We start from the raw sequence: 26,951 nt of genomic DNA, 5'->3' as shown, positions 1-26,951 counted from the left end.
CATTATATCGTTGATGTTCTTCCTCCGTCTAAAACTATATTTTGCCCTGTTATCCAGCTGCTTGCTTCAGACAATAAAAAGACGATAGGATTGGCTACCTGAACCGGATCTCCATAACCTAAAGGATATTTTTTTTCATCTTGCTGAATCACTTCTAAAGATAAATCTTCAATCGATTTTGATGTTATTTCGGTTTTAACCATTCCTGGCGAAACACAGTTTACGCGTGTTTTACTAGCGGCAAATTCAGCAGCCCAAACTTTAGAAATGGCAATTAATGCACCTTTGCTTGCTGCATAAATTCCGTTTCCTTTCATCCCGAACAAGCCGGCAATTGAAGAAACAAGAACAATCGAACTTCCTTTATTTATTTTTTTCTTTTTAAAGATCAGATTAATCAAATAAGCGATTGAATCAAAATTAATGCTTCTCATTTCATTCATTAATTCTTCTGAATAAAATTTTACCGGCGCCAACGACACTATTCCTGCCGAATGAACGACACCATCGATATTTTCGATTGAATCAACAATGGTTTTAATATCTTCTATTTTAGATAAATCAGCAGCTATAAAGCTATTTTCATTTCCACATTCTTCGATTAATTTTTCGAGAAAATCCTGACGTCTTGCAATAGCAATAAAAGTTCCTCCTTGTCTTGCTATTGCTAAACAAGTTTCATAACCAATTCCTGAAGATGCTCCGGTTACTAATATTTTTTTTCCTGATAAATCAAATGGGTTCATTATATCTCTTTTAATTCTTTTTTAGCACTAAAATATTCGTAAAACTTTAAAATTCTAAATTCTTCATCTCCAAATATTGGCGAATGATCTTTAAAATTTACCAGATTCGTCTGAATATTTTCTACTATCTTTTTATCTTCATTTAAAACCAAATCCAAGGATTCGTTTGAACTATTATTAATAAAATCAATAATATTTTGTTCGGATTCGCTTAATTCTTTATCAAATTTAGGAGAGAAATAACGCACTCTTAAATTTGTTATTGAAGGAGATTCCGGCAACATAAAACCAAAGTAAAATCCTTTTCCTTCTACTGAACTTATAAAAGCATTGGGATAAATATAAAAATGTAAATATCCTTGTGTTTTAAAAGTTCTGCTGGCCAATGATTTTTCTATAATTTTATTTTGTTTGACACCTTCTCCTTTTGGAAATTCACACCAACTGTGTGCATCAAAAAAATCAAATTTCTCGGGCGCTACAGAACCAAATCCCATTTTTGCAAATGAGTTTTCGTGTACCGAAGTGCAATGGTAACATTCCAGAACATTTTCGATCAAAAGTTTCCAGTTTACTTTATGTTCGATGGTATAATCGATTGTTTTTGATCCGAAGTGTGTACTTATTTCTTGCAACGGAACAAATATAGTTCCCAGATATTCTTCCAGACTTTTATCAAACTCATTGTTTAGTTTTATAAAAACAAAATCTCCACAATAATCAACTTCATACTCCTTAAGCCTCAATTCATTGATATTGTCTTTCTCGAATGAGTTACGGCACATTAAGCCAATAACGTTACCTTTTTTTCCGTAAGTCCAGTTATGATACAAACAAGATGAAACTCTGTTTCCGTAAGGTTCTTCGTGTATGGTATTGAATCTGTGTAAACAAACATTCTGAAAAGACTTTATCGTACCGTTATAATTCTGAACAAATATTTTATTTCCAAAATATTCAAAGGTTACAAAATCGTTGTTGTTTATTAATTCGTTTTTATGAGCAACTAATATCCAGGATTCATCGAGAAACAAAGATTTTTCTTTTTGATAAATGGTTTCGTCTATGTAGTTTAAATTTTTTGTCATATTTCTATCAAATCTGAAATCACAACATTATCCAGCTTTATTTTAGCTGTTCCCCAGGATAATCCAACTCCAAAACCGCAAATTATAAGTTCTTTGCTCTCGTTTGCTAAACTTTGTTTTAACTCGGTTACAATGGTTAAAGGAATTGTTGTAGAAGAGGTATTTCCGAATCCTTTTAAAGAATAAGGAACTTTTTCTACCGGTAATTTTAATTTTTTAACAATCATCTTATTCATCATCAAATTTGCCTGATGAAACACAAAATGATCTATCGTATCCTTATCGATCTCAAATTTTTCGATAAGTTTATTTACTGTTTTAGGAGCCTGTGAAATTCCGAAACCAAAAACGTCCATTCCGTCAAGAACCAAATTACAAGAATTACGACTAATCCCTTCTTCAACATCTTTTACGATAAGAGACTCTTCATTTATTCTGTTTCTTGATCCTCCGTCTGGTACAATAATGGCTTTATAGCCTGAACCATCTGTTCCTAAATCAAAGAGCAAACGATCTGCATTTTCATCTAACTCAAATGCTGTTGCACTTCCTCCGTCACCAAAAAGCGGAACTGTGCTTTTATCTGATTTAGAAAGCAGCTTACTACTTGTATCTCCTGCCAAAAGCAATCCTTTTTTTATACCGGTTGCTTTCATCATACTGGCTATTATAGATATTCCGTACACATAGCCGGAACATCCCAAAGGCACATCAAAAGCAATACAATTGGTAGAAAATCCTAATCTGTCCTGCAATATTGCGGCAGAAACAGGTAAAATATAATCAGCAGTTTGAGAAACAAAAACCAGAATTTCTATTTCGTCTTTTTGCCAGTTTAAATCTTTGATTAATTTTTCAGCAGCTTCGCAACATAAGTCTGAAGTACAAATTTCCTTTGTTGCGATACGTCGTTCTTCTATTCCGGTGGCATCAACGAATTTTTGAATTTCTTCCTGCGTTAATAGATTAAAATCAATGTTGCGCTCCGTATTTTTTGGAACGCAACAAGATATACCTTTTATCGCAATGTCATTTACTGAAAAAGTAGCCATTTGATTATGCTTTATTTTTAATTATTTCGAAGATATCATTTAATGAAGTCGAAGATTTAATATCATCTCCCGTTAATTTTACCGAGTATTCTTCGTCGGCCATAGCAATTAATGACAAGGCTGTTAAAGAATCCCATTCTTCCAAATCTCTAAAAACAGTTTCTTGTTTAATTAATGCTGCATCTGTGTCATCTAAAATATCTGCAAAATTTCGCAAAAAAGTGTTGATTTCCATAGTATTCTTAAATTTATTTTGAATTTGTTATTGATATTAATTTTATAAAAATGATCCCTTAAATTATTGTTGTTCAAACAACTCAGCGGCATATCGTTTTTCTTATAATGTTATAATGCTGACTTATGCCCAAAATTTAGGTTTCTTTTCCTATTTTTACCCCACAAATATAACAATAGTTTACCCTTAAAGATAAATTAAAAACCACTAATCAAAAATTTAATGATTCCTGTAACCAAAACTTTTCTACCTCCGCAAGAAGAATACAACCTTTTTGTAAAACGTGCATGGGATAAAGCTTGGCTTACAAACCGCGGTGAACTTACTATAGAATTAGAAGATAAACTTAAAAAACATCTTGAAGTTTCTAATTTAATTATTACTAATAACGGTACAATACCAATTCAAATTGCATTAAAGTTATTTGGCAAAGGAGGCGAAATTATCACCACTCCTTTTTCTTATGTAGCAACTTCTGCAGCAATTGTATGGGAAAATTGTACGCCTGTTTTTGTCGACATACATCCAGATTATTTAACCATAGACGAAACTAAAATCGAAGCTGCCATTACGCCAAAAACCACTGCAATATTAGCAACTCATGTTTTTGGAAATCCTTGTCACGTAATCGAAATTGAAAAAATCGCAAAAAAACACAATTTAAAGGTAATTTACGATGCTGCTCATTCTTTTGGAGTTAAGTATAATAACCAATCTGTGTTTACTTTTGGAGATGTAAGCACCTGCAGTTTTCACGCAACAAAATTATTTCATACCGGAGAAGGCGGCGCAATATTCTGCGATGATAAAGAAACTTTTCATCAGTTGTATTACAGCCATAATTTCGGACATGACGGACCTTTGGCATTTCATGGTTTAGGAATCAATGCTAAAATCTCTGAACTGCAATCAGCAATGGGCTTAGCGGTATTTCCGTACATGGACCATATTATTGCCGAAAGAAAAAACGTAGTCGATTTTTATAATGAAAATTTAAATTTTGAAACTGTACAATCTTTAAAAATAAGAGAAAATACAGAATGGAATTACAGTTATTATCCTGTAATTTTTAGTTCAGAAGCTGTTTTATTAAAAGTTCAGGATGCTCTGGCAGCTGAAAATATATTTCCCCGACGTTATTTCTATCCGTCATTAAATACAATAGAATATACAAAAGGAGATGCAATGCCTATTTCTGAATCAGTAGCCTCACGAATTTTATGCCTGCCTTTATATGTAGGAATCGCTGAGACTGATTTAGAAAAAATAGTTCAAATTATAAATAAACAAACCTTATAACAAAGCTATTTGTTATCATAAAAAATATTTTAAGTTATGAGTCAGGATATTAACACTGAAGTTCACAATGCTTACGAAGTGATAAAAGAAGGCGGCATTATTCTTTACCCAACAGATACTGTGTGGGGAATTGGCTGTGACGCAACTAATCCGGAAGCAGTTGCAAAAATTTACAAATTAAAACAGCGTGCCGAAACACAAAGTATGATTGTTTTGATGAATGGAGAAAAAATGATGTACAATGTTTTTAAAGATATTCCAGAAGTTGCATGGCAGATTCTGGATGTATCTGAAAAACCAACTACATTAATTTTAGACGATGCCAGAAATGTAGCACCAAACATTATTGCAGCTGATAAATCGCTTGGAATAAGACTGGTTAAAGAACCGTTTTGTTTTAAATTAATGGAAAGAATGAAAAAGCCTTTGGTTTCTACATCTGCTAATATTTCAGGACAACCAACCCCTATTGCTTTCAAGGATATTAGCCCTGAAATCATTAAAGGTGTTGATTATGTCGTAAAACTAAATCAGGATAAAATTGCCGGAAAACCTTCGACAATTATAAAACTTACGAGAGATTCGCAAGTGAAAGTTATTCGTAAATAATGGTGAGTTATTAATTGTGAATTGTGAATGCTTTTTTTGACGTTCAAAAATCTTAATATCTCAGAACCTTAGAATCTTAGCACCTTATTAAATGGCTTCGACTTCGCTCAGCCTGACAACCTTTCAATGTCATCCTGAGCAAAGTCGAAGAATATTTTACCAGACCTTTGCCTTAATAACTTAGCCCCTCAGAAACTTAGAACCTCAAATAGCTCCCAAACTCTCAATCAACCAATCGATATCTTCTTTAGTATTATAATGGCTGAATGAAATTCGGAGATTAGGTAATTTTAAATCTTCTTCAGAAAGCATTTCTTTTAAAACATGTGAAGGTTTTATACTTCCGGACTGGCAGGCGCTTCCTCTTGAAACCGCAATTCCTTTCATATCTAAACTAAACAAAAGCATCGAAGTTTTATCTGCAGAAAAAGGTAAAATTATATTGATGATATTATAAAAATCATCCTTTTTACCATTGATTCTAAAGCCTGGAAAATGAATCTCCAACTGATCAATCAGATACATCTTCAATTCAGATATATAAGTTCTTTCCTGATCTAAATTTTCATAAGAAAGAGACAAGGCTTTTGCCATACCTGCAATTTGATGCACAGCTTCTGTTCCTGCGCGAAGTCCTTTTTCTTGTTCTCCGCCAAAAATAAGAGGCTGTAAACCTGAGTTTTTGCGAATAAAAGCAAACCCAACTCCTTTAGGTCCATGAAATTTATGTGCACTTGCAATTATAAAATCGACTGGAGTTTTTTGCAAATCGATCTCTGTTTTACCCACAGATTGCACTGTATCTGAATGAAATAAAGCATTGTATTGCTTACAAATTACCCCAACTCTCTCTAAGTCCAGAATTGTTCCTGTTTCGTTATTAACATGCATTAAACTCACAATAGTCTTTTTTTCTTCTGCCAATAAATTAGACAAATGAGTAAGATCTATACTTCCGTCAGGACTAATCTTAACATAATCAACCTGAACATTATACTCAGATTCCAATACTAAAACAGTATGCAAAACGGCATGATGCTCAATTTTTGTGGTAATGATACGCTCGATTTTAAGATCTTCTACAGCTGAACGCAATATCCAGTTATCTGCCTCAGTTCCTCCCGAAGTAAAAAGAATTTCCTGTGCAGAACAATTTAAATGTTTGGCAATACTTTTTCTGGAAAGTTCCAGAATAGTCTTTCCGTTTCTTCCAAAACTGTGTGTAGAAGACGGATTACCAAAATCTTCCGTCATTACTTTAGTCATTTCCTGAATTACTTCAGGACGCATAGCGGTTGTAGAGGCGTTATCGAGGTATACTTTTTTCATTGCTGCAAAGTTATGAAATATCAATTGTCTAATCTTAAATATCATTTGCCAAATTTTTCACTATTTTTGACGTCAAATAAAATTACGATGAAAAAATATGCAAGCCTTCTATTGTTCGCCCTAATACTAAACGGTTGCGATGATGGTGATTTAACAGTAGATACTATTGATTTTAGCAACGAAAGTATTAAAGCTCAAACCTGTGACCCATTAACCAATAATCTAATATATAAGCTTAAACCCCAAGAATCTTTATTGATACAATTACCAGATAATAGTATTATAAACGATCCGTCTGTTTATTCTTATGACATCAATAATAGTACCTATCGTGTTGTTTACAGAGCTTATGATGGTACTGTTGCCACTGCCAATATATGCGGTACAATACCACCAAAAACACCAAATATTACAGAAGAATGGATTGGAACAGCCGGAAAAATAGAGATCACTACCACTTCAATACCAGGCACAGCATCTACTGACGGAAGTACTACAATTACAGGTTACAACCATACTATTGTTTTTAGAAACATCACCTTTGCTAAACCTGCCGGAGATCAGGTTGAAGCAGAATACGTATTTGGAAATTTTTCAACTTCATATACTGCACCAAATACAGTTTTCACCAATCCTGTACAGCAATGTACAAATGCTTCAAAACAGGTTTACAACTACAACGCATCATCTGCATTAACGATTGACAATATAGATCCTGCGCTGCTTGTAAATGAAATAACAACAACGCCAAGAACAGGTCTTATCAATGCTAACGGTACAACCAACAAAGTTTTATTACGTACTTATATAAATGGTACCCTGACACAAAGTTACTTTTGTAACACCACAATACCATCATCTCCTGCGGTAAGCGAAACATGGATTGCCCGTGATGGACTTGCGGGAGAAAGCGGAATTATAGAAGTTACGACCACAAATGTCAACAAAGTTTTTACACATACTATTGTTCTTAAAAACGTAACATTGCAAAAAGATCACAGCTCTTTTAAACTGGCTACAAATTATGTTTTAGGAAATTTAGAAGTTATAGTACCCTAGTTTAAAATGAGTTTTTAAACAGTACAAAAACCTTTTTTTATTCCTACAAAAAAACATCCGTTTTTCAATCTAATTCTTTAGTGAAATTAGCCTTGAAAAACGGATGTTTTTTTATGCTTTACAACGAATAAATCGGAGCGTAAAAAAGTGCCCTATTTATTGTTTTGCCTGAAATAAACTTCGGTGGCACCTAAGCCATATTTTTGATAATTGGCATCCTGAAAATCTATTCCGTCGTAACGACCTAATAAAAAATCAAGTTCGGCTTTTAGAATTCCTTCACCAACACCGTGAATAAAAACAATTTTCGGAATACGATTTCGGATCGCAAATTCGATATGTCTTTTGGCCGTTTCTGTTTGCAGAGTCAGGATGTCGTAATTAGACATTCCGCGTTTATTAGGAACCAGTTTTTCGATGTGCAAATCAAATTCCGGAGCTGCAATTTCGCGTTTATCCTTCTTTTCTTTAACAAAACTTCTCGGTTTTGGCTCCGTTTTCTCTTTTGAAATCTCATCTAAATCAATTCTTTTAATAGAATTCATTAAATTACTGGATTCTTGCATTTTAAGTAACTCATTGACAAAAAATGTCATCATAAATCCGTCCTCTGTTTCGATTACAACTTCATTGTTTTTTACCGAAACTACTGTTCCGTTAATGGCTTCATCTAAGACAGAAACCTTATCTCCTTTAGTCAACATCTTGCTCCTCTTTATCTTGATTTTTACTAGGTGTTTTTGCACTCAACTGCATCATTCCAAACATGAAAACGACAATTGCAATTACCGTTATATAAATATTTTTCTCTTCTGAAACCTGCTCATATAAGGCAACCGAAATGGCAAGAATCATTATTAAAATTTTAAACGTTTTCATTTTTTAGGTATTTAAGAATTCAAAAGTATGAAACTTTAAAATAGCACTTTACTACTCTCTAAAACGAATCGAAAATTTTCTTTAAAAAAACAACTAAAATCCCTCTCTAAAAACCAGTAAATATCATCAATTAAAAAACCAAAAAACGGACTTCATTTTAGCGCAATAAAATCTCAACTTATAACCCGATTTATTCTTACTTTTTACTCCAGAAAAATTCCGACAATTCATCATCTCAATTGTCCATTATTTTTCAATTTTAATACTATTTAATCTTTCTAAAAAACTCAAAAATCATTCAATAAAAATAGTTTTTGTAACTTCTAAAAAGTTTCAATTCTAAGTTTCATTTGATTTTTCTCAGACCAAAATTCTTCTCAAATTATTTTTTTATCTGATTCAAAATATCGTTCATCATCTCAATTTGCACTTTCTGAATTTCGATTAATTCTTGTTGCTGATGCATAATCATGTGATCGATTTTATCATGAATCATTCTAATTTCCAATTCCGATTTAAGATTAATCATGTAATCTTTTTTGGCACGATTTCGATCTTTTTCCTCTTGTCGGTTTTGACTCATCATAATTACCGGAGCTTGCAATGCTGCAATACAGGATAAAATCAGATTCAGCAAAATAAACGGATACGGATCAAATCCTTTATTGACCAAAATATAAACATTGGCACCAATCCAGACGATGATAAAAAGTAAAAATGAAATAATAAAAGTCCAGCTTCCGCCAAAGTCAGCCACTTTATCTGCTATTTTCTGACCAAAGCTTCTCTCCTCTTCTTCATCCTCAACAATACTCACAATCGATTTGTCTTCTTTTAGAGAATTAATGACACTTTTTTCAAGATCAGAAAGCGTTCCTATTTCTGTAGATAAGTATCTCGAAATATATTTTTGGCGGTATTCGTTTAATTCTTTCACCGCTATACAATCCTGTTCACTAAAAGATGGATGATCTTCTATAATCAGCCCCAAAATTGGATCATGAATAGATTTCCCCCATATTCTCTGATTTTCCGGAAACGAAAGATTAGAAATAGCGCTTTTAAAAGTCGAATTGTTTTTCATTTTTTATAAATTTTACAGGCTAATTTACGCATTTAACTTCTTAACAATTGCATAAAAAAATCGTGTTTCATTTTATTTTATTTATCACAAATACAATTCTCAAAACAAAATTTCTTTATACTATTCGTGCCCTTATTTACAAAAAACACATTACTTTTAACGTTTTAAATTATCCACTCAATTTTACAATTGTGACCAAAGACAATATCATACAAAATATCAAAGCTTTAAAAAGCCATTCTAATATAAATTACGGGATCAAAACCAAAACTGAAGATTTTACCGAGAAGCTTTTCTATACCCTTTTTGATTCGAATGCAGATTTAGACAAAAGCATCGACGAACTTGAAGTTTGCTTTAAAGAAATTGCCGTTTTAGCCTGCAAAAAGCCTCAAAATTTATGTGAATCCATTTGGGACCGTTTTCTGGAAAAACTACCCGGTGTTCTCGAAAAACTAAATCAGGATGCTGAATATATTCTTGAAAATGATCCGGCATCAAATAGTATCGACGAAGTTTATTTGGGTTATCCAGGTTTCTACGCTATTGCAATTTATCGTTTAAGCCACGAATTATATCATTTGGACTTATTACTCTTTTCGAGATTAATGAGCGAATACGCGCACCGAATTACAGGAACCGATATTCATGCCGGTGCTGACATTGCTTCTCCGTTTTTTATTGATCACGCGACCGGAATCGTTATTGGCGAAACCACTGTGATCAGGAAACACGTAAAAATTTATCAGGGTGTTACTCTTGGAGCTTTGAGCGTGAGCAAAGAAATGAAAAACGCCAAAAGACATCCAACTGTAGAAGCTAATGTTTGCATTTATGCCAATGCTACTATTTTGGGCGGCGAAACCACTATTGGAGAAAATAGCATCGTGGGAGGAAATGCCTGGGTTACCAAATCGATTCCTGAAGGTTCTATCGTAATCAATACCACTACAACTGAAGTTAAAATAAAAGAAAAAAAATAAAATGAACGCACAAAAATTGCTAAACCTAATTGGAAATACTCCATTGATGGAAACTGTCAATTTGGTTAAAAATAAAAATGTAAAACTTTTACTAAAGCTTGAAGGAAATAATCCTGGCGGAAGTGTAAAAGACAGAGCTGCTTATAACATGATTGCCGCTGCTCTTGAAAGAGGTGAAATTAAAAAAGGCGATAAGCTTATTGAGGCCACTAGCGGTAACACCGGAATTGCGCTGGCAATGATTGCGCAATTGTTTCAAATTGAGATCGAATTGGTATTACCGGAAGATTCTACAAAAGAAAGAACACAAACAATGCGTGCTTATGGCGCTACAGTGATTTTAACGCCCGCTAGCGAAGGAATTATTGGTTCACGGGACTATGCCGACAAAAAAGTAGCAGAAGGCGGTTATATCATGCTAAATCAGTTTACGAACGATGACAACTGGAAAGCACATTATAAAACTACAGGTCCTGAAATCTGGAACGATACTGATGGTACAGTTACTCATTTTGTTTCGGCAATGGGAACAACAGGAACCATCATTGGAACTTCGACTTATTTAAAAGAAAAAAATCAAGCGGTTCAGATTATTGGAGCGCAACCAAGTGACGGATCTCAAATTCCGGGAATTCGCAAATGGCCACAGGAATATTTACCTAAAATATTTGATGCAACAAAAGTAGATACGGTTGTTGATGTAAGCGAAGAAGAAGCAAGAAAAATGACTAAACGTTTAGCACTCGAAGAAGGTGTTTTTGCCGGAATGAGCAGCGGAGGTTCTGTTGCTGTTGCCTTAAAAATTGCCGAAGAGCTGGAATCAGGTGTAATTGTTGCCGTTATCTGCGATCGCGGTGACCGTTATTTGTCTTCGGATTTATTTGACTAAGAAAAGGCACTAAGATGCTGAGCTACTAAGTTGCTAAGATTTATTTAGAAAATATCTTAAAAGACTTATTACCCCAGAACCTTAAAAGAAAAACTTAGCACCTAAAAAAAGACGCACTGCTGTGCGCCTCTACAAAAAACCTTTGAACCTTTGCCACTCTGAACCTTTGAACCTTAAAAAAAATGAACTACAGAAAACTAGGAAAAACAAACTTTAATATATCCGAAATCTCACTTGGCACCTGGCAAGTTGGAGGGAAATGGGGATCTGGATTTAATGATACAACTGCCGACGAACTTATAAATACTGCAATCGACAATGGCGTAAACTTTATTGATACTGCCGATGTTTACGAAAATGGTTTAAGCGAAACTGCTGTTGGAAGAGTGGTTCGTTCCCGATCTGAACGAATTTATGTGGCAACAAAATGCGGCCGTCATATTAATCCTCATGTAAGTGAAGGTTATCAGCCAAAAGTTCTTCAGAAATTTGTTGAGGACAGTTTAAAAAGAATGGGATTAGAAACCATTGATTTAATTCAGCTGCATTGCCCTCCTACGGAAGTTTTTTACCGACCTGAAATTTTCGAATTATTCGATCGTTTAAAAGACCAGGGGAAAATTCTGAATCTGGGTGTAAGCGTAGAAAAAGTCGAAGAAGCATTAAAAGCAATCGAATATTCGAATGTAACTACGGTTCAGATTATTTTTAATTTGTTTCGTCAGCGTCCTTCTCAATTATTTTTCTCAGAAGCCAGAAAAAAAGATATCGGGATCATTGCAAGAGTTCCTTTGGCAAGCGGACTTTTAACGGGTAAATTTGATGCTAAAACTACTTTTGATGCTCAGGATCACCGTAATTTTAATCGTAACGGAGATGCTTTCGACAAAGGAGAAACTTTTTCGGGCATTGATTACGAGTTGGGTTTAAAAGCGGTTGAAAAACTAAAAGCATTATTTCCTGAAACAACTAACCTCGCTCCTATTGCCCTGCAATGGATTTTGAGTTTTAAAGATATTAGCTGTATTATTCCAGGAGCATCGACAGCCAATCATGTGATGTCTAATTTATCGGTTTATGATTTACCAGAATTAACTCCGGAGAAAATCGCAGCCATGAACAATATTTACGAAGAATACATAAAACCTTCTGTACACCAGCTATGGTAGCTTTATAAGATACTAAGGATCTAAGGTGCTGAGGTTCTAAGTTTTTTTTCTTGAATCTCAGCGCTTTTTTTAGTTATAAAAAAAACGCAATTTCAACTTATAACTCATAACTTATAATTCATAACTCTTTTAAGCTTCAAACTCAATTCTAAATTCAGCTCCTTTATTTTTACCTTCGCTGGTTGCGTCTAATGTCCCTTTGTTTTTTTCGATGATTTTTTTGCAGAGATACAATCCAATTCCGGTCGAAGATTCATTTGCCGTTCCTAATCTGCTCATTTTGGTAAACTTCTTAAATAATTCATCGATCTGATTTTTATCAAAACCAATTCCTTTATCTGTAACTGTTATAATAACTTTTGAGTTGTCATTGTAGATTCTAACTTTTACCTCGCTGTCGAAATACGAGAATTTAATCGCATTACTTATTAAATTCACCAAAACCTGCACAAGCAAACCTTCATCAAGTCTTAATTTAACCTCGGTAATTTCTAAATCAAGAGTCAACTTTATATTTTTATCAATCAGGCGCTGTTCTAACTGTTCATTAATAAAAGGTAAAATACCAGGCAATAAAATGGTTTTAATTTCCTGACTTCCTTTTATAACGCGATCTTGTTCTTTTAATAATTTTATAAAATTTTCGATGTATCGAAATTGCAAATTCGTCGATTCACGAATTAATTCTGCCAATTGGCGAATAGAATCGGATGGATTTTCGCTGATAATTAAATTAGCCAAACCTTGCGGATTCCCGGCAAAATTTTTCAAATCATGCGAAAGCATATAAATCAAATCCTGTTTTTCGTTTATAAAACTTTCGGCTTCATAAATAGATTCCTGAATATTAGCCAGTAACAAACCGGCTTCATCTGTATATTCCGTTGGCAGAATCGATAATTTTCTGTTATTTCTGTAATCATCTAACGACTTAGAAGCAATCGAAATGGGCTTAATTAATTGATTTAAAACCAAAAGTGTGATCAAAGTAGCCAGTAAAGTCATGATTAAAGAGAAAACCAAAATCGAAGTAGGCGAAACACTATGATTATAATAAAGTACAAAAAATAAAATCCCGATCAAAGGAATATGAATTCCTATAAAAGCAACAAATAAAAATTTGAAGGCATAACTTTTTTTCAAAAAGCCAATTTGTGAAAGATTATGATATAACTTCATAAAAATAATAACAATCTATAGTTTAAAAATAGCAGAATTGGGTTTATTGCTAAAAACAAAGTTAACTTTTAAACTCAATTAAAAGAATAAATTACACAATTTGATAAAATATTTCGAAAATTAAATTTGAAAAAGTTTACAAACCCTTATTTTTGCGCTATGGGAAGAAAAAATACAGACAAAGTTGTCTTTCATCAGATTCAGGTTCTTGATGCCGGAGCAAAGGGAGTATCAGTAGCAAAGGCTCCTGACGGAAAAGTAATCTTTATTCCGAACGTAGTTCCGGGTGATGTTGTTGACGTTCAAACTTTCAAAAAAAGAAAAGCCTATTATGAGGGCAAAGCCGTAAAATTTCATGAATTATCAGAGCATCGTATCGAACCTATCTGCGATCATTTTGGAGTTTGTGGAGGATGCAAATGGCAAAATATGAAATACAGCCAACAGTTGTATTACAAACAAAACGAAGTAAAAAACCATTTACAGCGTATAGGAAAAGTTGAACTTCCTGAGTTCGAAACTATCCTGGGTTCTGAAAAACAGTTTTTTTACAGAAATAAAATGGAATTTTCGTTTTCTAACGCTCGTTGGTTAACCGAAAAAGAAATTGAAAGCACTGAAGATCTTGGAAACAGAAATGCACTAGGATTTCACATCCCGAAAATGTGGGATAAAATTCTTGACATTCAAAAATGTTATTTACAGGAAGATCCTTCAAACGCGATTAGAAACGAAATTAGAGATTTTGCCAATGCAAATAATTTAGCGTTTTTTAATCCAAGAGAGCAATCTGGTTTATTAAGAACGTTTATGATTCGTACGGCTTCGACAGGAGAAATCATGGTGTTGATTCAGTTTTACGAAAACGACAAAAAAAATCGTGAATTGCTTTTAGATCATCTTTACGAGAAGTTCCCTCAAATTACTTCATTACAATATGTGGTAAATTCAAAGCAAAACGATACTATTTACGATCAGGATATCAAACTATATAAAGGTAGAGATTATATCCTTGAAGAAATGGAAGGTTTAAAATTTAGCATCAACGCTAAATCTTTTTATCAGACCAATTCTGACCAGGCTTACGAATTATACAAAATAACACGTGATTTCGCCGGACTTTCAGGCAGCGAAACCGTTTATGATTTATATACAGGAACCGGAACTATTGCACAATTTGTTTCTAAAAAAGCAAAAAAAGTAATTGGTGTAGAAAGTGTTCCCGAAGCAATTTTAGATGCTAAAGCCAATGCAGAACGCAATAATATAACGAATTGTGAGTTTTTTGTAGGTGATATGAAAGTTGTTTTTAACGAAAGTTTCATCGCAGAACATGGCAAGCCGGATGTTATTATTACAGATCCGCCAAGAGACGGTATGCACGCAGCAGTTATCGATCAAATCCTGAAAATTGCTCCTAAAAAAGTAGTTTATGTAAGTTGTAACTCAGCAACACAAGCACGTGATTTAGCTTTAATGGATGAGAAATATAAAGTTACGCGCGTTAGACCAGTTGATATGTTTCCGCAAACGCATCATGTCGAAAATGTTGTACTTTTAGAACTTCGCTAACAAAATATAAATGAAAAAAATAATCTCTCTTTTATTGGTCTTCACTTTTGGTTTATCCAGCTGTGAGAAAGATGATATTTGTGATGCAAATACGCCCACTACTCCTCGATTGGTAATTGCATTTTATGATATCAATAACTCGACAAAGCCCAGAAATGTAAACAATTTGATGGTAATTGGACAAGGAAAAACAGAAGGAATTATTTTCAACAAAAGTGTAACAGATACAACTAAATATGTAACAAATGCAAATACTGTTTCTATACCACTGCGAACAGATACAATTTCTACCATATACAAATTTGTATACAACTCACTAAGTCCTAATGCGGCTGCCATAAATACTGATGTAATAAAAATTGATTATACGCATCAAAATGTATATGTATCGAGAGCCTGCGGTTTTAAGACTACTTTTACACTCGCTCCGGTAAATCCTTTCGTACGAACAGATCCGGCCGGTGATGGTAACTGGATGCAGGAAATTTTTGTAAAAACCCGTAACATTGAATCTGAAAATGAAACACACATTCAAGTATATTTTTAGTTCTGTCTTATTGTTTTCAATGTTTTTGGGCCATACTCAGGAAACAGCAACTAAAACAGTAACAAAAGAAAAGCCTAAAACCGAGACTGCAAAACCTGCTCTTGAAGAAGTAAAAAAAGACAGCATCAAAACAGATCGCTACGGCCTTCGTGTGGGTGTTGATTTGTACAAACTGACTCGCGGCCTTTATGACAAAGATTATAAAGGAATTGAAATTGTGGGAGATTTTCGTTTAACGAAAAAATACTACATCGCCGCTGAATTGGGTTTCGAAGATAAAACTACAGATGATGACAGATTAAACTCAACTGCAACCGGAACGTACATAAAAGGAGGTTTTGACTATAATTTATACCAAAACTGGCTAGACATGGAAAACTTAATTACAATAGGTTTACGTGGAGGTTTTAGTACTTTTAGCCAGCAATTAAATAGTTATAAAATCTACAATGCAAATCCGTATTGGGGAGAACAGCCGGCAGTTGCTGCTGGTCAAAAATATACTGGTTTAACAGCGGGATGGCTAGAAGTTGCGATGGGATTAAAAGCAAAAGTTTTTAATAATGTATTTGTTGGATTTGGTGTTCAGTTAAAAATGCTGGTGGCCAATTCAAAACCATCAGGCTTTGATAATTTATACATACCGGGTTTTAACAGAACTTACGACGGAAGTTTTGGAGTAGGTTTTAACTACACCGTTTCTTATTTTATTCCGCTTTACAAGAAAAAAACTATTATTCCGACAATTATCGAAACTCCTAAAAATTAGTTTTAAGCTAAGATGAACAAAATTCTTATTCTTTTTATCTTTAGCCAAATTGCTTTTGCTCAAAAAACAATTGTCAAAACTTCGTTGCATTTCTCAGGAAAAATAGACAAGTATCCTATAGAAATGACAATCGAATTCATTCAGGGACAAGATTCTGTTTCCGGAAGTTATTACTACTTAAAAAATAGTAAAGACATGCCTATTTTTACAAAAGGCACTTATAAAGCAGGCCAGATAAAACTGGACGAAACAACCTATACAGCAACAAAAAAAGGAAATGTTCCTGCCAAAACAGGCTCTTTTGTACTACAATTAGACAATGAGCACAAATTAAGCGGTATATGGCAAAATGTAAAAAAGGATAAAAAATTTGATGCGACGCTTACTTGTCTGGAAGATTTATCTGTTTTTAATCCAAAAAACTATACTTACAAACTAAACCCGCATAAAGGTAAAGCTGAAAATATGAACGGCGAATTGGCTGACAATTTCCTGATTAGCAAACTGGATATTTTTAATGCTAAAAAAGAAAAAGTGCAAACGCTTTCTGGTTTCAACAAAGCCATTTACGAAAAAGACGCAGCAGTAGAATTAGAAGATTTAAATTTTGACGGGCTCCTGGATATCAAAATTCCTATTTATTTCCCTGACCGAATTAAATATGATGGTGGCTTTCTTTATTTTATATACGATAAAACGAAGAAGCAGTTCATTAGAAACACAAAACTCGAAGAATTAGAATATTTGCATTTTGACCAAAAGAACAAAGAATTCATCAAATATGAAGCCGACGGCAGCGGAAACGAAACCGATAGCTATTACAAATGGTCTAACAACAATTTCTACCTGATCAAAAAAGTGGAAAGTTTCGAAGACAGCGACAAAACTACTTATACTGAGTACGAAATAAAAAACAACAAATCAGTAAAAGTCAAACAATATCAGAAATAAAAAAAAGCCATGAATTAATCGTTCATGGCTTTTTTGTTTATTGTTATGACAACTGAAAATCAACAGCTGCATTTGAATGTATTAATGCAGTATCAAAAATGGGTACCGTAAGATCTTCCGGTTTTATCACCAACGGAATTTCGGTACAACCTAAAATAATTCCTTCGGCTCCTTCTTTTATTAATTGATTGGCAATTTCTAAATAACGTTTTTTAGTTTCGCTGGTTACAATACCTTTTCCAAGTTCTTCAAAAATAGTGGTATGAATAAAATCTTTATCCTCTTCACTTTTTGGAATTATCGCTTCGATTCCTTTTTGCAAAAGCTTGTCCTTAAAAAAATCAAGTTCCATCGTGAATTTAGTTCCCAACAAACCTACTTTTTTCAGTTCCTGTTTCTCGATTTCAATGGCTGTTGCATTTGCGATATGAATAATAGGCAAATCTATTGCCGCTTCAAGTCTGTCAGCAATAAAATGCATTGTATTAGCACACAAAACTATGGCTTCTGCCCCGCCCTGTTTAAGAAACTGGCATCCCTTTAAAAGCAAATTAAAAGTCGAATCCCAATCGTTATTTTCATTGTTCTTTTTTATATCAGCATAATTAAAAGAATAAATAAGACATTCAGAGAAGTTAAGCCCTCCCAATTTGTCATTGATTCCCTGATTTATAAGTTTGTAATAATCACCGGTCGAAACCCAGCTAATACCTCCTATAAGTCCAATTATCTTCATATAAAATCGATTATCCTATTTCTCTGATTCCTTTTATAAAAATCCATTTCATGAAAAGTTTTTCACCATCCTTAGTTTTTACCGCCTGAAATTTAGGCGAAATCAAAGTAGCTACGATAAAAGCAGTCATCGGAATCCAAAGTCCCGTTAATCCTGTATACATCGCAACCACGAATCGTCCTGCAATAAATAAAATCGCAAAACATCCTAACTGGTATAAAAAAGCTCTTACTTGTAATTTTGACATTTCTTTCTTTTTAAGGTTCAAAGTTACAAAGGCTCAGAGGGACAAAGGTTTTCTCTCTCTGTACCTTTAGACTCTTATTTCTTTGTAACTATTTTTTAAACTTAATTATTTTTCCTTTTTTGAGGTACAAAGCAACATAGTTTTCCCTTTGTACCTTTGCGCCTCTGAACCTTTGTACCTATTCAGAAACCTGAAACTTCGTTCTCTTACTACCTTCGTACATTTCGTATTTTACCAAACGTGCTTCAAGGCTTCCGTTAAAGAGTTTAATTTTACGGGAAGGTTTTAGTCCTACAAACTTCAAGGCTTCAAGATTTGCTGTAATAAACCAGGCATTTGTTCCCGGATAGCTTTTCTTTAAAGTATCTCCAATGTTTTTGTAGAATTCTTCCATATGTATATCCAAACGCTCATCATAAGGCGGATTAAAAACCATATGCAGTTTTCCTTCAACCTCTTTTTCAGTATCAAAGAAGTTTTCTTCCTTTATAGTAACATAATCTTCAAGATTGGCGTTTCTGATATTGTCTTTGGCTTTGTTTACAGCACTTGGCGCTTTATCAAAACCTTTTATGGTATAATGAAATTCCTTTGTTTTTTTCATCAAACTGTTTATAATCTGCTCAAACAAATCATTATCCCAGTCTTTCCATTTTTCAAAAGCAAATTCTTTACGGTTAATATTTGCCGGAATATTACAAGCAATCATAGCCGCTTCTGCAAGGAAAGTTCCTGAACCACACATCGGGTCAAGAAAATGACTTTGTCCTTCCCAACCAGACAACAACAATATTCCTGCTGCCAAAACCTCGTTGATAGGCGCAATATTCGTAGCCGTTCTGTAACCACGCTGATGCAATGAGTTTCCTGAAGTATCTAAAGCAACAGAAACCTGATCTTTATCGATATGAACATTGATTCTTAAATCAGGAAAAGCTTTATCAATACTTGGGCGCTGACCCGTTCTTTCTCTAAACTGATCTACAATCGCATCTTTACATTTTTGAGAAACAAACTCAGAATGATTAAAATAAGTCGAATGTACGGTTGCATCAATTACAAAAGTCTGATTGGCATTTAATAACTTAGACCAGTTCACACCCGAAATTCCTTTATACAATGCCTGCTCATTATTTGCTCTAAACGAATAAATAGGTTTCAACACCTTAAGCGCAGTACGCAAAGATAAATTGGCTTTGTACATAAAACCTTTATCACCTTTAAAACTTACCATTCGCACGCCTTTTTCGACATCCTGAGCACCAAGCGCACGCAATTCATTCTCTAATATTTCTTCAAAACCAAAAAAACATTTGGCTATCATTCTAAAATTTTCTTCCATCTTTATTTTTGAATTAAAAAAAACTCCGATCGCAAACACACATCTGATTATTCAGGTATCGTCACGAAATAGTTATTTTTCGGCAAAAATACACTAAATTTGCGGGACTTTGAATTAATTGAAATAGAATAAATGTCTGACGCACCAAACTCATCAACACCAAATCAGGAACGTAACACCGAAAATTGGTTTACGTCATGGTTTGATACTCCATATTATCACATTCTTTATAAAGATAGAAACTACCGCGAGGCACAAATTTTTATGGATAATCTTACGCATTATCTCAATTTGCCAGAAAAAGCAAAAGTTCTTGATTTAGCCTGCGGAAAAGGACGCCATTCAATCTATTTAAATCAATTAGGTTTTAATGTTTTAGGCGCCGATCTGTCTGAAAACAGCATTGCCGAAGCCAGCAAAAACAGCAACGAAACCCTGCATTTTAAAGTGCACGATATGCGCGAACCTTTTGAAGAAAAGTTCGATGCTATTTTTAATCTTTTTACAAGTTTTGGCTATTTCGAAAGCGACGATGACAACCTAACCACCCTTAAAGCCATCAAAGAAAGCTTGTCTGAGTATGGTTTTGCCGTTATCGACTTCATGAACGTAGCCAATGTAATCGAAACCCTGGTTCCCGAAGAAGTAAAAACAGTCGATGACATCGATTTTAAAATAAAAAGATACGTTGAAGACGGACATATTTTCAAAGAAATAGATTTTGAAGATCAGGGACGTCAATATCATTTTACCGAAAAAGTAAAAGCATTAACTTTGAAAGACTTTCAGGATTTAATGGACGAAGCCGGCATTTATCTCTTAGATATTTTTGGAGATTATAAACTCAAAAAATTCCATAAAACCGAAAGCGAACGATTAATCATGATTTTTAAATAGGTTTAATTGTTTAACTGTTAATTTGTTTAATCGTCAAAAAAACAATTATCCGATTAACCGATTAAACAAATCAACGATTACACCAAAACGAAATGAATTATCTATTACCCTTATTTTCTGTACTTTTAGGTTATATAGTGGCTTTGTTTTTAAAACCAAAAAGCAAAACCAATCTAAAACTATTGCTTGCTTTTAGCGGTTCATTTTTGTTATCCCTAACCGTAATGCACTTGTTGCCGGACGTTTACGAAACACACAATCACAATATAGGCATCTTTATTATGGTCGGAATTTTGTTTCAGATCATATTAGAGTTTTTCTCAAAAGGAGCAGAACACGGGCACGTTCACGGACATGCACAAATGAGCCAGATTCCGTGGTTGCTTTTTATAAGTTTGTGTATTCACGCCTTTTTAGAAGGTTTTCCCGTAAGCCATCATCATGATTTAGCACTTGGCATAGCCATTCATCACCTGCCAATTGCCGTAATCCTGACCACCTTTTTCATCAATGCAAACCTCAATAAAAAAGCCATTTTCGCCTTCATGCTTACCTTTGCCATCATGACTCCGCTTGGTACAATTGCATCAGATTTTGTCCCTTTTTTAAACGATTATTATACCGAAATTACCGCCGTTGTAATCGGGATTTTATTTCATATTTCCTCGACCATTATTTTCGAAAGCAGCGAAGGACACAAATTCAATGTTGCCAAAGTTTCTATGATCGTTCTCGGAATTTTATTAGCATTCTTTCTATAATCTGGGCGTGACCACATTTACAAAAGGCGCCATCTAACCTACCGCTTATACGCGCCTTTCGCAAATCCGGTCGGGCTATCCACACTACTTCGGTAGTTAGCTCCTATCCCTCACGCAAAAAACAAGAACTTATAGTAAAAAAAACACCTAACAGGTTTCAAAAACCTGTTAGGATAATTGTGTGTATTTTCAATTATCTAATTATCTAATTGACAAAATTATCTAATTACCTGGCCCTGTTTTTCTCCTCTTCGTTTCCAAAACCACGCTGATTTACATCAATTTTTTTGTTTCCAAAATTATAAACCAGAGATAAACGAACAAATCTATTGCTTTCATTCTGGCTATAAACTTGTCTCACCCCATTTACAATAGAAGCATCATTCTTCAAATAAGAAGTATTAAAAATATCATTTATCAAAACCGAAATCTGCACTGCTTTGTTTAGCAAATCCTGTTTAAAACCAATATTCAAACTCGATGCATATCCCGTATCATACAAACCACTTTTATAAGGCGACGTATAATTAAAATCGAGTTGAAGTTTAGTTGCCTTACCCAACGAAAAAGTATTATTTGTCGAAAAATCAACCTGAAGCCCATTTACCGGTGTTGCATTGATATCTTTTATAAATTTAATATCTGAACTCAAAAAATACAATGAATTTTCGCTCTGCCACCAATCTGCAAAATGGGCCGAGTACGTTTCTCCAATTCCGTAATTAATACCTTTAAAATAATTCTCTCTCGATACAATTTGCGTCAATGTTTCAGGATTTGCAGTAAAAATCACGCCATAACCATCACTGATTGAATTTAAAAAAATACTCGTTTTCAATATCTTTTTATACGTATGTGCAAACTCAAAATTGTCGCTAAAAGAAGGCTTTAAAAAAGGATTCCCCTCTGAATAACTATTACTGCTAATGTAAACCCTAAACGGATTCAACAAACTAAAACTTGGTCTTCGAATTCTTCTTCCATAATTCAAACTAAAACTATTGTTTTCATTTTTTTGATAAGAACTATAAAACGTTGGGAACAACTTCAAGTAATTGTTTACCGTTTCCTGATTTAAAGTTTTAGAAAAACCATTTGTCTGTGTATTCTCTAATCGCAATCCCAATTGAAAATTCCATTTTTCATTGATTTTCTTGTTACCACTAATATAAATCGCCTGATTATTCTCTGTATATTTAAATTGGTTAGTCTGGTTCACGTCTAAAACCGGAGTTCCCGTAATTGTATTAAAAAAAACAACATCGCTATTACTCGTTGTAAAACTTACTTTCGCACCATAAGACAAGTTTATTGCTTTAAGCGGATGTTCCATATCAGCTTTAAAACTCAAATTATCAATTTCCTGATTAGAAATATTTCGACCCGATTGATTCACATCTACAAAAGTTCCGTCTGATGAATAATTGTTTGCAATAAAATCTCTGTCGAATTTTGAATCATAATTAAAGTAATCCACATCAAATGATAATTTTCTATTTAGAGAATCCAGTTTTGTAATCAAATGCAAATTATAAGTCTGATTACCCGATTTTCTGTCTAAAAAACTCTCATTAAGGATATAGCTTTCTAATTCATTTTGAGCATTATATTTATCTATCCTGATATCCGAATCAAAATCAGGATTGCTTTTATCTTTTAAAAATTGAAAACCAATCGTAGTTTTTTCAGAAAAATCATAATTTAAACCTAGTTTTCCAGATACGTTTTCCTCATTCAGCTTCGTAATTACATTCATTTTCGAAGGGCCTTCAACAAAATACATATCAAGATTTTCTTCAATTTTTTTATAACCTGTTTTTCCATTAACACTTGCCGAAAATCTAAATTTATTTTTATTATAAAAGAAATTATTCCTTAAAGCATAAATGCCATATTTATTCTGGTCGTATGACGCTATCGTTGTATTTTTCCAGGAATTACGAGCTCCCTTTTTCATAATAATGTTAATCATTCCACCATCTCCTTCGGCTTCAAATTTCGACGAAGGGTTACTAATAATTTCGATGTTTTTAATATCACTCGCCGAAATAGATTTCAAAAAAACATTCAGTTCTTCACCGGTTAATTCTATCATCCTTCCATCAATCATAACTCGAGAAGTTCCTTTTCCTAATATAGTTATCGCATTATTTTTTACCACAACGCCTGGGGCTGTATTTATAGCACTCAAAGCATCACCGCCTGCCGTGTTTATATTATTTTCAGGATTATACACCACACGATCTATTTTCTGTTCAATCGTATTCTTTCTCGACTGAATTACCACTTCGCCTAAATTTGTAGCACTTTCTATTAAAATAATTGTACCTAAATCGGTGTCTTTTTCAACAGTAATTTCTTTTTTGTAATCTGTAAATCCTAAAAGACTTACTTCTATTTTATAAGTACCTTTTTTAATCTCGATATCAAAAGTACCATCTTTTGTGCTTGTTGTTCCGCCTACTATTTTTCCTTCTGCATTTAATATCGAAACACCTGCCCATTCTAATAAAGTCGTTTTGCCGGATATTTTTCCTTTCAATTTTACCGTTGATTGCGCTAAACAAAATAAAGGCATTAATAAAAAGATAAGGAGGTTTGCTTTTTTCATGATTTCTAATTTTTAAACTTGTTCGGTTAATTTGAAGCAAAGTTGCCTTAGAAATTTTCAGAATTCGACCGACAAAAAAAAGTCGAACCAATTTCTGCTCAGGAAATTGGTTCGACTTTATTAGGCACGACGTACGACTTTTTACAAAACGCTTATTATGAAGCGTTTCTATAGGCTGTAGGCGTTAAATTTGTATATTTTTTAAAAGAAGTATTAAAAGACGATTTCGAATTAAAACCTACTTCATATAAAATTTCTAAAACCGTAAGATCACTTTTTAAAGGATTTTTTAAAATACTCATCGCTTTTTGAATGCGATATTCATTTACAAAATCAAAAAAATGCTGGTCCATATGATGATTTATCAAAACAGATAAATCCCGAACCGGAATTTCAATCTGGTTAGAAAGTTCCTGAATGGTAAGCGACGGATTAAGAAAGGGTTCTTTCTCTGCCATATAATGTTTCAATGTTGAAATTTGACTAACAACCGCTTCGTTTTGATTGTCTTTTATCTCAACAACATTTTCATTTTCCTTAGGAAGAATATCTCTTGCCAATTGCAATTTCGAATCGATTCCGCGAAAAAGTTCAGGATGATTCAGCGCTTTTAGCACAAACCAACACGTAACTATTAAAACAAGAATTTGCATTACTACATTGGCCCAAATCCATAATACTTCAATATCTATATATCTTAAAACATTCTTTGCTATCGATAAATAATACAAAATAAAAAGTGCAGTCGATATTTGAAATAGCCATTTAAAAATCGAAGTTTTAGGATTCGTATAATTTTCCTGATAGATTTCTTTGTATTTTTTTAAAACCAAAAATACTGCAATGCTGTAGCACAAAATCTGAAAGCTTAACATAATCTGAAAGCCAAACAATTCAGGAAGTTGATTACGATGATCATAAAAATGTATTTTTTCCTGATCGCTTAAAAAGTGCAACCTGAAAATGAAAACCACATTTGCAGCTAAAAAAGGAATCGTATGAAGTAAATGTTTGGTTTGTAATCGAAAATCAGCAAAACAAACTGATAAAACATAGAGATAGAAAACAGGAATTATCAAAGCGCAAACAGTCCACCTGAAAAATTCTAAGTTAAAATGATCTCTAATAAAATCTTCGCTCATGAAAATTCCAAGATTATCAATTGCAAAAAACAGCAAATACACAGCAAATAATCGGTTTGCTAATTTATTTTCTGTTTTTACCGTTAATAAAAAGAGTATCAGTAATAATGAAACAAAAACTGATATCCCGCTCATAAAACTTAAGAAGCTTTCTATATCCATTATTTCTTTTCAGATTAGTAAACAAATATAATATTTTAGTTCATGTAACAAAGTTTAAAAAAAACAGTCGTTAAATAATAAAATTATAAGGAAAAAGATTTATAAAGTTTTATTACTTTATGTTCTAAATTTCGAGATTGAAATAAAAAAGATTAATTTTGACACGACCAATTATACTAACAAATGACGTTTACAAAAATTACAGAACAAGCATCAAAATACGAGCATTTAGAAAAAATGTCAGTTCATGAATTGCTTACCAATATCAATGAGGAAGACAAGACTGTTCCTAATGCAGTCGAAAAAGCCATTCCTCAAATTGAAGCTTTAGTTGCACAAATTGTGGCTAAACTAAAGCTTGGCGGACGCCTTTTTTATATTGGAGCCGGAACATCCGGCCGTTTGGGTGTTGTTGATGCCTCAGAATGTCCTCCTACTTTTGGTGTTCCTTTTGATTTAGTAAACGGAATAATTGCCGGTGGCGATACCGCCATTCGCAGAGCTGTAGAAAACGCCGAAGATAATGCCACACAAGCCTGGATCGATCTTAAGGCAAATAATATTGGTGCAAACGACGTCGTAATTGGTATTGCTGCTTCAGGAACAACTCCTTATGTAATTGGTGGTTTAGAAACCTGCAATGAAAACAATATTCTTACAGGATGTATTACCAACAATGCTGGAAGTCCTTTGGCATTAACGGCTCAATTTCCTATAGAAGTTGTTGTAGGTCCTGAATTTATTACCGGAAGCTCCAGAATGAAAGCCGGAACAGCACAAAAATTAGTTTTAAACATGATTTCGACCGCTGCTATGATTCAACTTGGAAAAGTGAAAGGCAACAAAATGGTTGATATGCAATTGAGTAATATTAAATTGGTAGACCGCGGCGTGAAAATGATCATGGATGAAATTCCAGTTTCATACGAAGAAGGTTCTCAATTATTAAAAAAATATGGCAGCGTGAGAAATGCTGTCGACAATTATAATTTACAAAAAGAGGTTTGATTGAACCGCAAAGAGCGCAAGGTTTTAAAGAGTAATCTTTGTCAAAGTTCATAAAGTTTGTCAATTCGAAGAATGAGAAATCACACTCGCAAATCGACAATGATTAACGATTTTCTTTGCAAAGTTTCTGGTGTGATCCTTCGTTCCTCAGGATGACAAACTATACGAAAACATTGTTATGAAAACGAATGTCCTAGCCCCGATAGAAGTGGAAATCCTTTTATTTTTTTCCTTTAAAAAAATAAAAGATTGGAACGTATAGCGGGATTAGCTCCTGAAAAAAAAGATTTGCTTTTATCGTTAGTAATCGAAATGACAAGATTGCGGTAAACCTGAAACTTTTCAAAACAAAAACAAAAAAATGGCAACAAATAAAGAATTATTAGGAAAAGGAATTAAATATTTATCAGGTTCGTTACCTCTTTTATTTATTGGCCCTTCGTTGATTTATAACGCTTTTATGAATCAGCATACTAATTGGCATTATCTAGTTTTAGGAATTGGTATTGTGGCTTGTTTAAGTGCCATGTTTCTGATTTTTTACGGATTGAAAGTTATTATGAAAGGTATCTTTAATGACTAATTTGTATCTTTACTAAAATTCGC

Annotated in this window: 28 protein-coding genes; 14 read left to right on the top strand and 14 right to left on the bottom strand. The window is 33.5% G+C overall.

Annotation, left to right across the window (positions count from 1 at the left end):
• Window positions 1-2: 2 nt before the first annotated feature.
• Genes L0669_RS13015 through L0669_RS13000 form a run of 4 tightly spaced genes read right to left on the bottom strand, consistent with a single transcriptional unit; the run spans window position 3 to window position 3,121 of the window.
• Window positions 3-746 (bottom strand): SDR family NAD(P)-dependent oxidoreductase, encoded by a 744-nt coding sequence (locus tag L0669_RS13015; RefSeq protein WP_263758129.1) that lies wholly within the window; start codon window positions 744-746, stop codon window positions 3-5.
• A complete protein-coding gene (locus tag L0669_RS13010) occupies window positions 746-1,834 on the bottom strand; it encodes an aromatic ring-hydroxylating oxygenase subunit alpha (RefSeq protein ID WP_263758127.1) in 1,089 nt (362 codons plus the stop codon). Before L0669_RS13010 ends, L0669_RS13015 begins: the two co-directional genes overlap by 1 nt.
• Window positions 1,831-2,886, bottom strand: coding sequence for a 3-oxoacyl-ACP synthase III family protein (locus L0669_RS13005; RefSeq protein ID WP_263758126.1), 1,056 nt, complete (start codon window positions 2,884-2,886; stop codon window positions 1,831-1,833). Before L0669_RS13005 ends, L0669_RS13010 begins: the two co-directional genes overlap by 4 nt.
• Window positions 2,887-2,890: 4 nt before the next feature.
• The gene (locus L0669_RS13000) at window positions 2,891-3,121 is read right to left on the bottom strand and encodes a phosphopantetheine-binding protein (RefSeq protein ID WP_263758125.1); all 231 of its coding nucleotides are present in this window, start codon (window positions 3,119-3,121) and stop codon (window positions 2,891-2,893) included.
• A gap of 222 nt (window positions 3,122-3,343) precedes the next feature.
• Between L0669_RS13000 and L0669_RS12995 the strand changes: the two genes are divergently transcribed.
• Together L0669_RS12995 and L0669_RS12990 are read left to right on the top strand one after the other, a co-directional pair.
• On the top strand, window positions 3,344-4,420 hold the full coding sequence (locus tag L0669_RS12995; protein WP_263758124.1) for a DegT/DnrJ/EryC1/StrS family aminotransferase: 1,077 nt from the start codon (window positions 3,344-3,346) through the stop codon (window positions 4,418-4,420).
• Between the two features lie 36 nt (window positions 4,421-4,456).
• Window positions 4,457-5,029, top strand: a complete 573-nt coding sequence (locus L0669_RS12990) for an L-threonylcarbamoyladenylate synthase (protein ID WP_173972762.1) — start codon at window positions 4,457-4,459, stop codon at window positions 5,027-5,029.
• Window positions 5,030-5,233: 204 nt separating this feature from the next.
• Here L0669_RS12990 and L0669_RS12985 read toward each other — a convergent pair whose 3' ends face one another.
• Window positions 5,234-6,358 (bottom strand): cysteine desulfurase family protein, encoded by a 1,125-nt coding sequence (locus tag L0669_RS12985; RefSeq protein WP_263758123.1) that lies wholly within the window; start codon window positions 6,356-6,358, stop codon window positions 5,234-5,236.
• An 87-nt stretch (window positions 6,359-6,445) separates the two neighbouring features.
• Between L0669_RS12985 and L0669_RS12980 the strand changes: the two genes are divergently transcribed.
• Window positions 6,446-7,417 carry a hypothetical protein gene (locus tag L0669_RS12980; protein ID WP_263758122.1) on the top strand — a complete coding sequence of 324 codons (972 nt, stop codon included), beginning with the start codon at window positions 6,446-6,448 and terminating at the stop codon, window positions 7,415-7,417.
• A gap of 152 nt (window positions 7,418-7,569) precedes the next feature.
• On the opposite strand, the gene L0669_RS12975 is transcribed toward L0669_RS12980, so the two are convergent.
• The 3 genes from L0669_RS12975 to L0669_RS12965 form a co-directional block, all read right to left on the bottom strand.
• Complete coding sequence (locus L0669_RS12975; protein WP_173972765.1) at window positions 7,570-8,121, bottom strand: Smr/MutS family protein; 552 nt, start codon at window positions 8,119-8,121, stop codon at window positions 7,570-7,572.
• Window positions 8,111-8,296 (bottom strand): hypothetical protein, encoded by a 186-nt coding sequence (locus L0669_RS12970; protein ID WP_173972766.1) that lies wholly within the window; start codon window positions 8,294-8,296, stop codon window positions 8,111-8,113. The genes L0669_RS12975 and L0669_RS12970 overlap by 11 nt, the downstream gene beginning before the upstream one ends.
• Before the next feature lie 382 nt (window positions 8,297-8,678).
• Window positions 8,679-9,380, bottom strand: a complete 702-nt coding sequence (locus tag L0669_RS12965) for a DUF1003 domain-containing protein (protein ID WP_263758120.1) — start codon at window positions 9,378-9,380, stop codon at window positions 8,679-8,681.
• 191 nt (window positions 9,381-9,571) lie between these two features.
• Here L0669_RS12965 and epsC point away from each other — a divergent pair, with 191 nt between their 5' ends.
• The 3 genes from epsC (at window position 9,572) to L0669_RS12950 (ending at window position 12,421) form a co-directional block, all read left to right on the top strand.
• Entirely contained in the window at window positions 9,572-10,363 is a 792-nt protein-coding gene (epsC, locus tag L0669_RS12960; RefSeq protein ID WP_263758119.1) for a serine O-acetyltransferase EpsC, read from the top strand.
• A 1-nt stretch (window position 10,364) separates the two neighbouring features.
• Window positions 10,365-11,252: a cysteine synthase CysM gene (cysM, locus tag L0669_RS12955; protein WP_263758118.1), complete on the top strand. Its 888-nt coding sequence runs from the start codon at window positions 10,365-10,367 to the stop codon at window positions 11,250-11,252.
• Between the two features lie 182 nt (window positions 11,253-11,434).
• A complete protein-coding gene (locus tag L0669_RS12950; RefSeq protein ID WP_173972770.1) occupies window positions 11,435-12,421 on the top strand; it encodes an aldo/keto reductase in 987 nt (328 codons plus the stop codon).
• A gap of 129 nt (window positions 12,422-12,550) precedes the next feature.
• Here L0669_RS12950 and L0669_RS12945 read toward each other — a convergent pair whose 3' ends face one another.
• Window positions 12,551-13,564, bottom strand: coding sequence for a sensor histidine kinase (locus L0669_RS12945; protein ID WP_232067426.1), 1,014 nt, complete (start codon window positions 13,562-13,564; stop codon window positions 12,551-12,553).
• A 195-nt stretch (window positions 13,565-13,759) separates the two neighbouring features.
• Here L0669_RS12945 and rlmD point away from each other — a divergent pair, with 195 nt between their 5' ends.
• From rlmD to L0669_RS12925, 4 genes are read left to right on the top strand one after another with little or no spacing between them, the layout of a single operon-like run.
• Window positions 13,760-15,172, top strand: a complete 1,413-nt coding sequence (gene rlmD / locus L0669_RS12940) for a 23S rRNA (uracil(1939)-C(5))-methyltransferase RlmD (protein ID WP_263758117.1) — start codon at window positions 13,760-13,762, stop codon at window positions 15,170-15,172.
• Window positions 15,173-15,182: 10 nt separating this feature from the next.
• Complete coding sequence (locus tag L0669_RS12935) at window positions 15,183-15,719, top strand: DUF6452 family protein (RefSeq protein WP_173972773.1); 537 nt, start codon at window positions 15,183-15,185, stop codon at window positions 15,717-15,719.
• Complete coding sequence (locus L0669_RS12930) at window positions 15,691-16,488, top strand: DUF6048 family protein (RefSeq protein ID WP_263758116.1); 798 nt, start codon at window positions 15,691-15,693, stop codon at window positions 16,486-16,488. The genes L0669_RS12935 and L0669_RS12930 overlap by 29 nt, the downstream gene beginning before the upstream one ends.
• Window positions 16,489-16,500: 12 nt before the next feature.
• Window positions 16,501-17,439 (top strand): XAC2610-related protein, encoded by a 939-nt coding sequence (locus L0669_RS12925; protein WP_263758115.1) that lies wholly within the window; start codon window positions 16,501-16,503, stop codon window positions 17,437-17,439.
• A gap of 43 nt (window positions 17,440-17,482) precedes the next feature.
• Here the strand turns inward: L0669_RS12925 and L0669_RS12920 are convergent, their stop codons facing one another.
• The 3 genes from L0669_RS12920 to L0669_RS12910 form a co-directional block, all read right to left on the bottom strand.
• A complete protein-coding gene (locus tag L0669_RS12920) occupies window positions 17,483-18,175 on the bottom strand; it encodes an aspartate/glutamate racemase family protein (RefSeq protein WP_263758114.1) in 693 nt (230 codons plus the stop codon).
• A 10-nt stretch (window positions 18,176-18,185) separates the two neighbouring features.
• The gene (locus L0669_RS12915) at window positions 18,186-18,422 is read right to left on the bottom strand and encodes a hypothetical protein (RefSeq protein ID WP_173972777.1); all 237 of its coding nucleotides are present in this window, start codon (window positions 18,420-18,422) and stop codon (window positions 18,186-18,188) included.
• 178 nt (window positions 18,423-18,600) lie between these two features.
• The gene (locus L0669_RS12910) at window positions 18,601-19,764 is read right to left on the bottom strand and encodes a THUMP domain-containing class I SAM-dependent RNA methyltransferase (protein ID WP_173972778.1); all 1,164 of its coding nucleotides are present in this window, start codon (window positions 19,762-19,764) and stop codon (window positions 18,601-18,603) included.
• Between the two features lie 132 nt (window positions 19,765-19,896).
• Between L0669_RS12910 and L0669_RS12905 the strand changes: the two genes are divergently transcribed.
• Both L0669_RS12905 and L0669_RS12900 read left to right on the top strand, forming a co-directional pair.
• Window positions 19,897-20,661 carry a class I SAM-dependent methyltransferase gene (locus L0669_RS12905; RefSeq protein WP_173972779.1) on the top strand — a complete coding sequence of 255 codons (765 nt, stop codon included), beginning with the start codon at window positions 19,897-19,899 and terminating at the stop codon, window positions 20,659-20,661.
• Window positions 20,662-20,753: 92 nt separating this feature from the next.
• Window positions 20,754-21,422 carry a ZIP family metal transporter gene (locus L0669_RS12900; protein ID WP_173972780.1) on the top strand — a complete coding sequence of 223 codons (669 nt, stop codon included), beginning with the start codon at window positions 20,754-20,756 and terminating at the stop codon, window positions 21,420-21,422.
• A gap of 226 nt (window positions 21,423-21,648) precedes the next feature.
• Here L0669_RS12900 and L0669_RS12895 read toward each other — a convergent pair whose 3' ends face one another.
• Together L0669_RS12895 and L0669_RS12890 are read right to left on the bottom strand one after the other, a co-directional pair.
• Window positions 21,649-24,033 carry a TonB-dependent receptor gene (locus L0669_RS12895; protein WP_263758113.1) on the bottom strand — a complete coding sequence of 795 codons (2,385 nt, stop codon included), beginning with the start codon at window positions 24,031-24,033 and terminating at the stop codon, window positions 21,649-21,651.
• Window positions 24,034-24,188: 155 nt separating this feature from the next.
• Window positions 24,189-25,310: a helix-turn-helix domain-containing protein gene (locus L0669_RS12890; protein WP_263758112.1), complete on the bottom strand. Its 1,122-nt coding sequence runs from the start codon at window positions 25,308-25,310 to the stop codon at window positions 24,189-24,191.
• 210 nt (window positions 25,311-25,520) lie between these two features.
• Here L0669_RS12890 and murQ point away from each other — a divergent pair, with 210 nt between their 5' ends.
• Window positions 25,521-26,345 (top strand): N-acetylmuramic acid 6-phosphate etherase, encoded by an 825-nt coding sequence (murQ, locus tag L0669_RS12885; protein WP_263758110.1) that lies wholly within the window; start codon window positions 25,521-25,523, stop codon window positions 26,343-26,345.
• Between the two features lie 361 nt (window positions 26,346-26,706).
• Window positions 26,707-26,928 (top strand): DUF6095 family protein, encoded by a 222-nt coding sequence (locus L0669_RS12880; RefSeq protein ID WP_173972784.1) that lies wholly within the window; start codon window positions 26,707-26,709, stop codon window positions 26,926-26,928.
• The last annotated feature ends 23 nt before the right edge of the window (window positions 26,929-26,951 follow it).

This window comes from Flavobacterium bizetiae, from assembly GCF_024271895.1.
GTDB classification, from domain to species: Bacteria; Bacteroidota; Bacteroidia; order Flavobacteriales; family Flavobacteriaceae; genus Flavobacterium; species Flavobacterium bizetiae.
The sequence above is the reverse complement of the archived record's forward strand: the minus strand, read 5'-3'. Positions and strand labels throughout refer to the sequence as shown.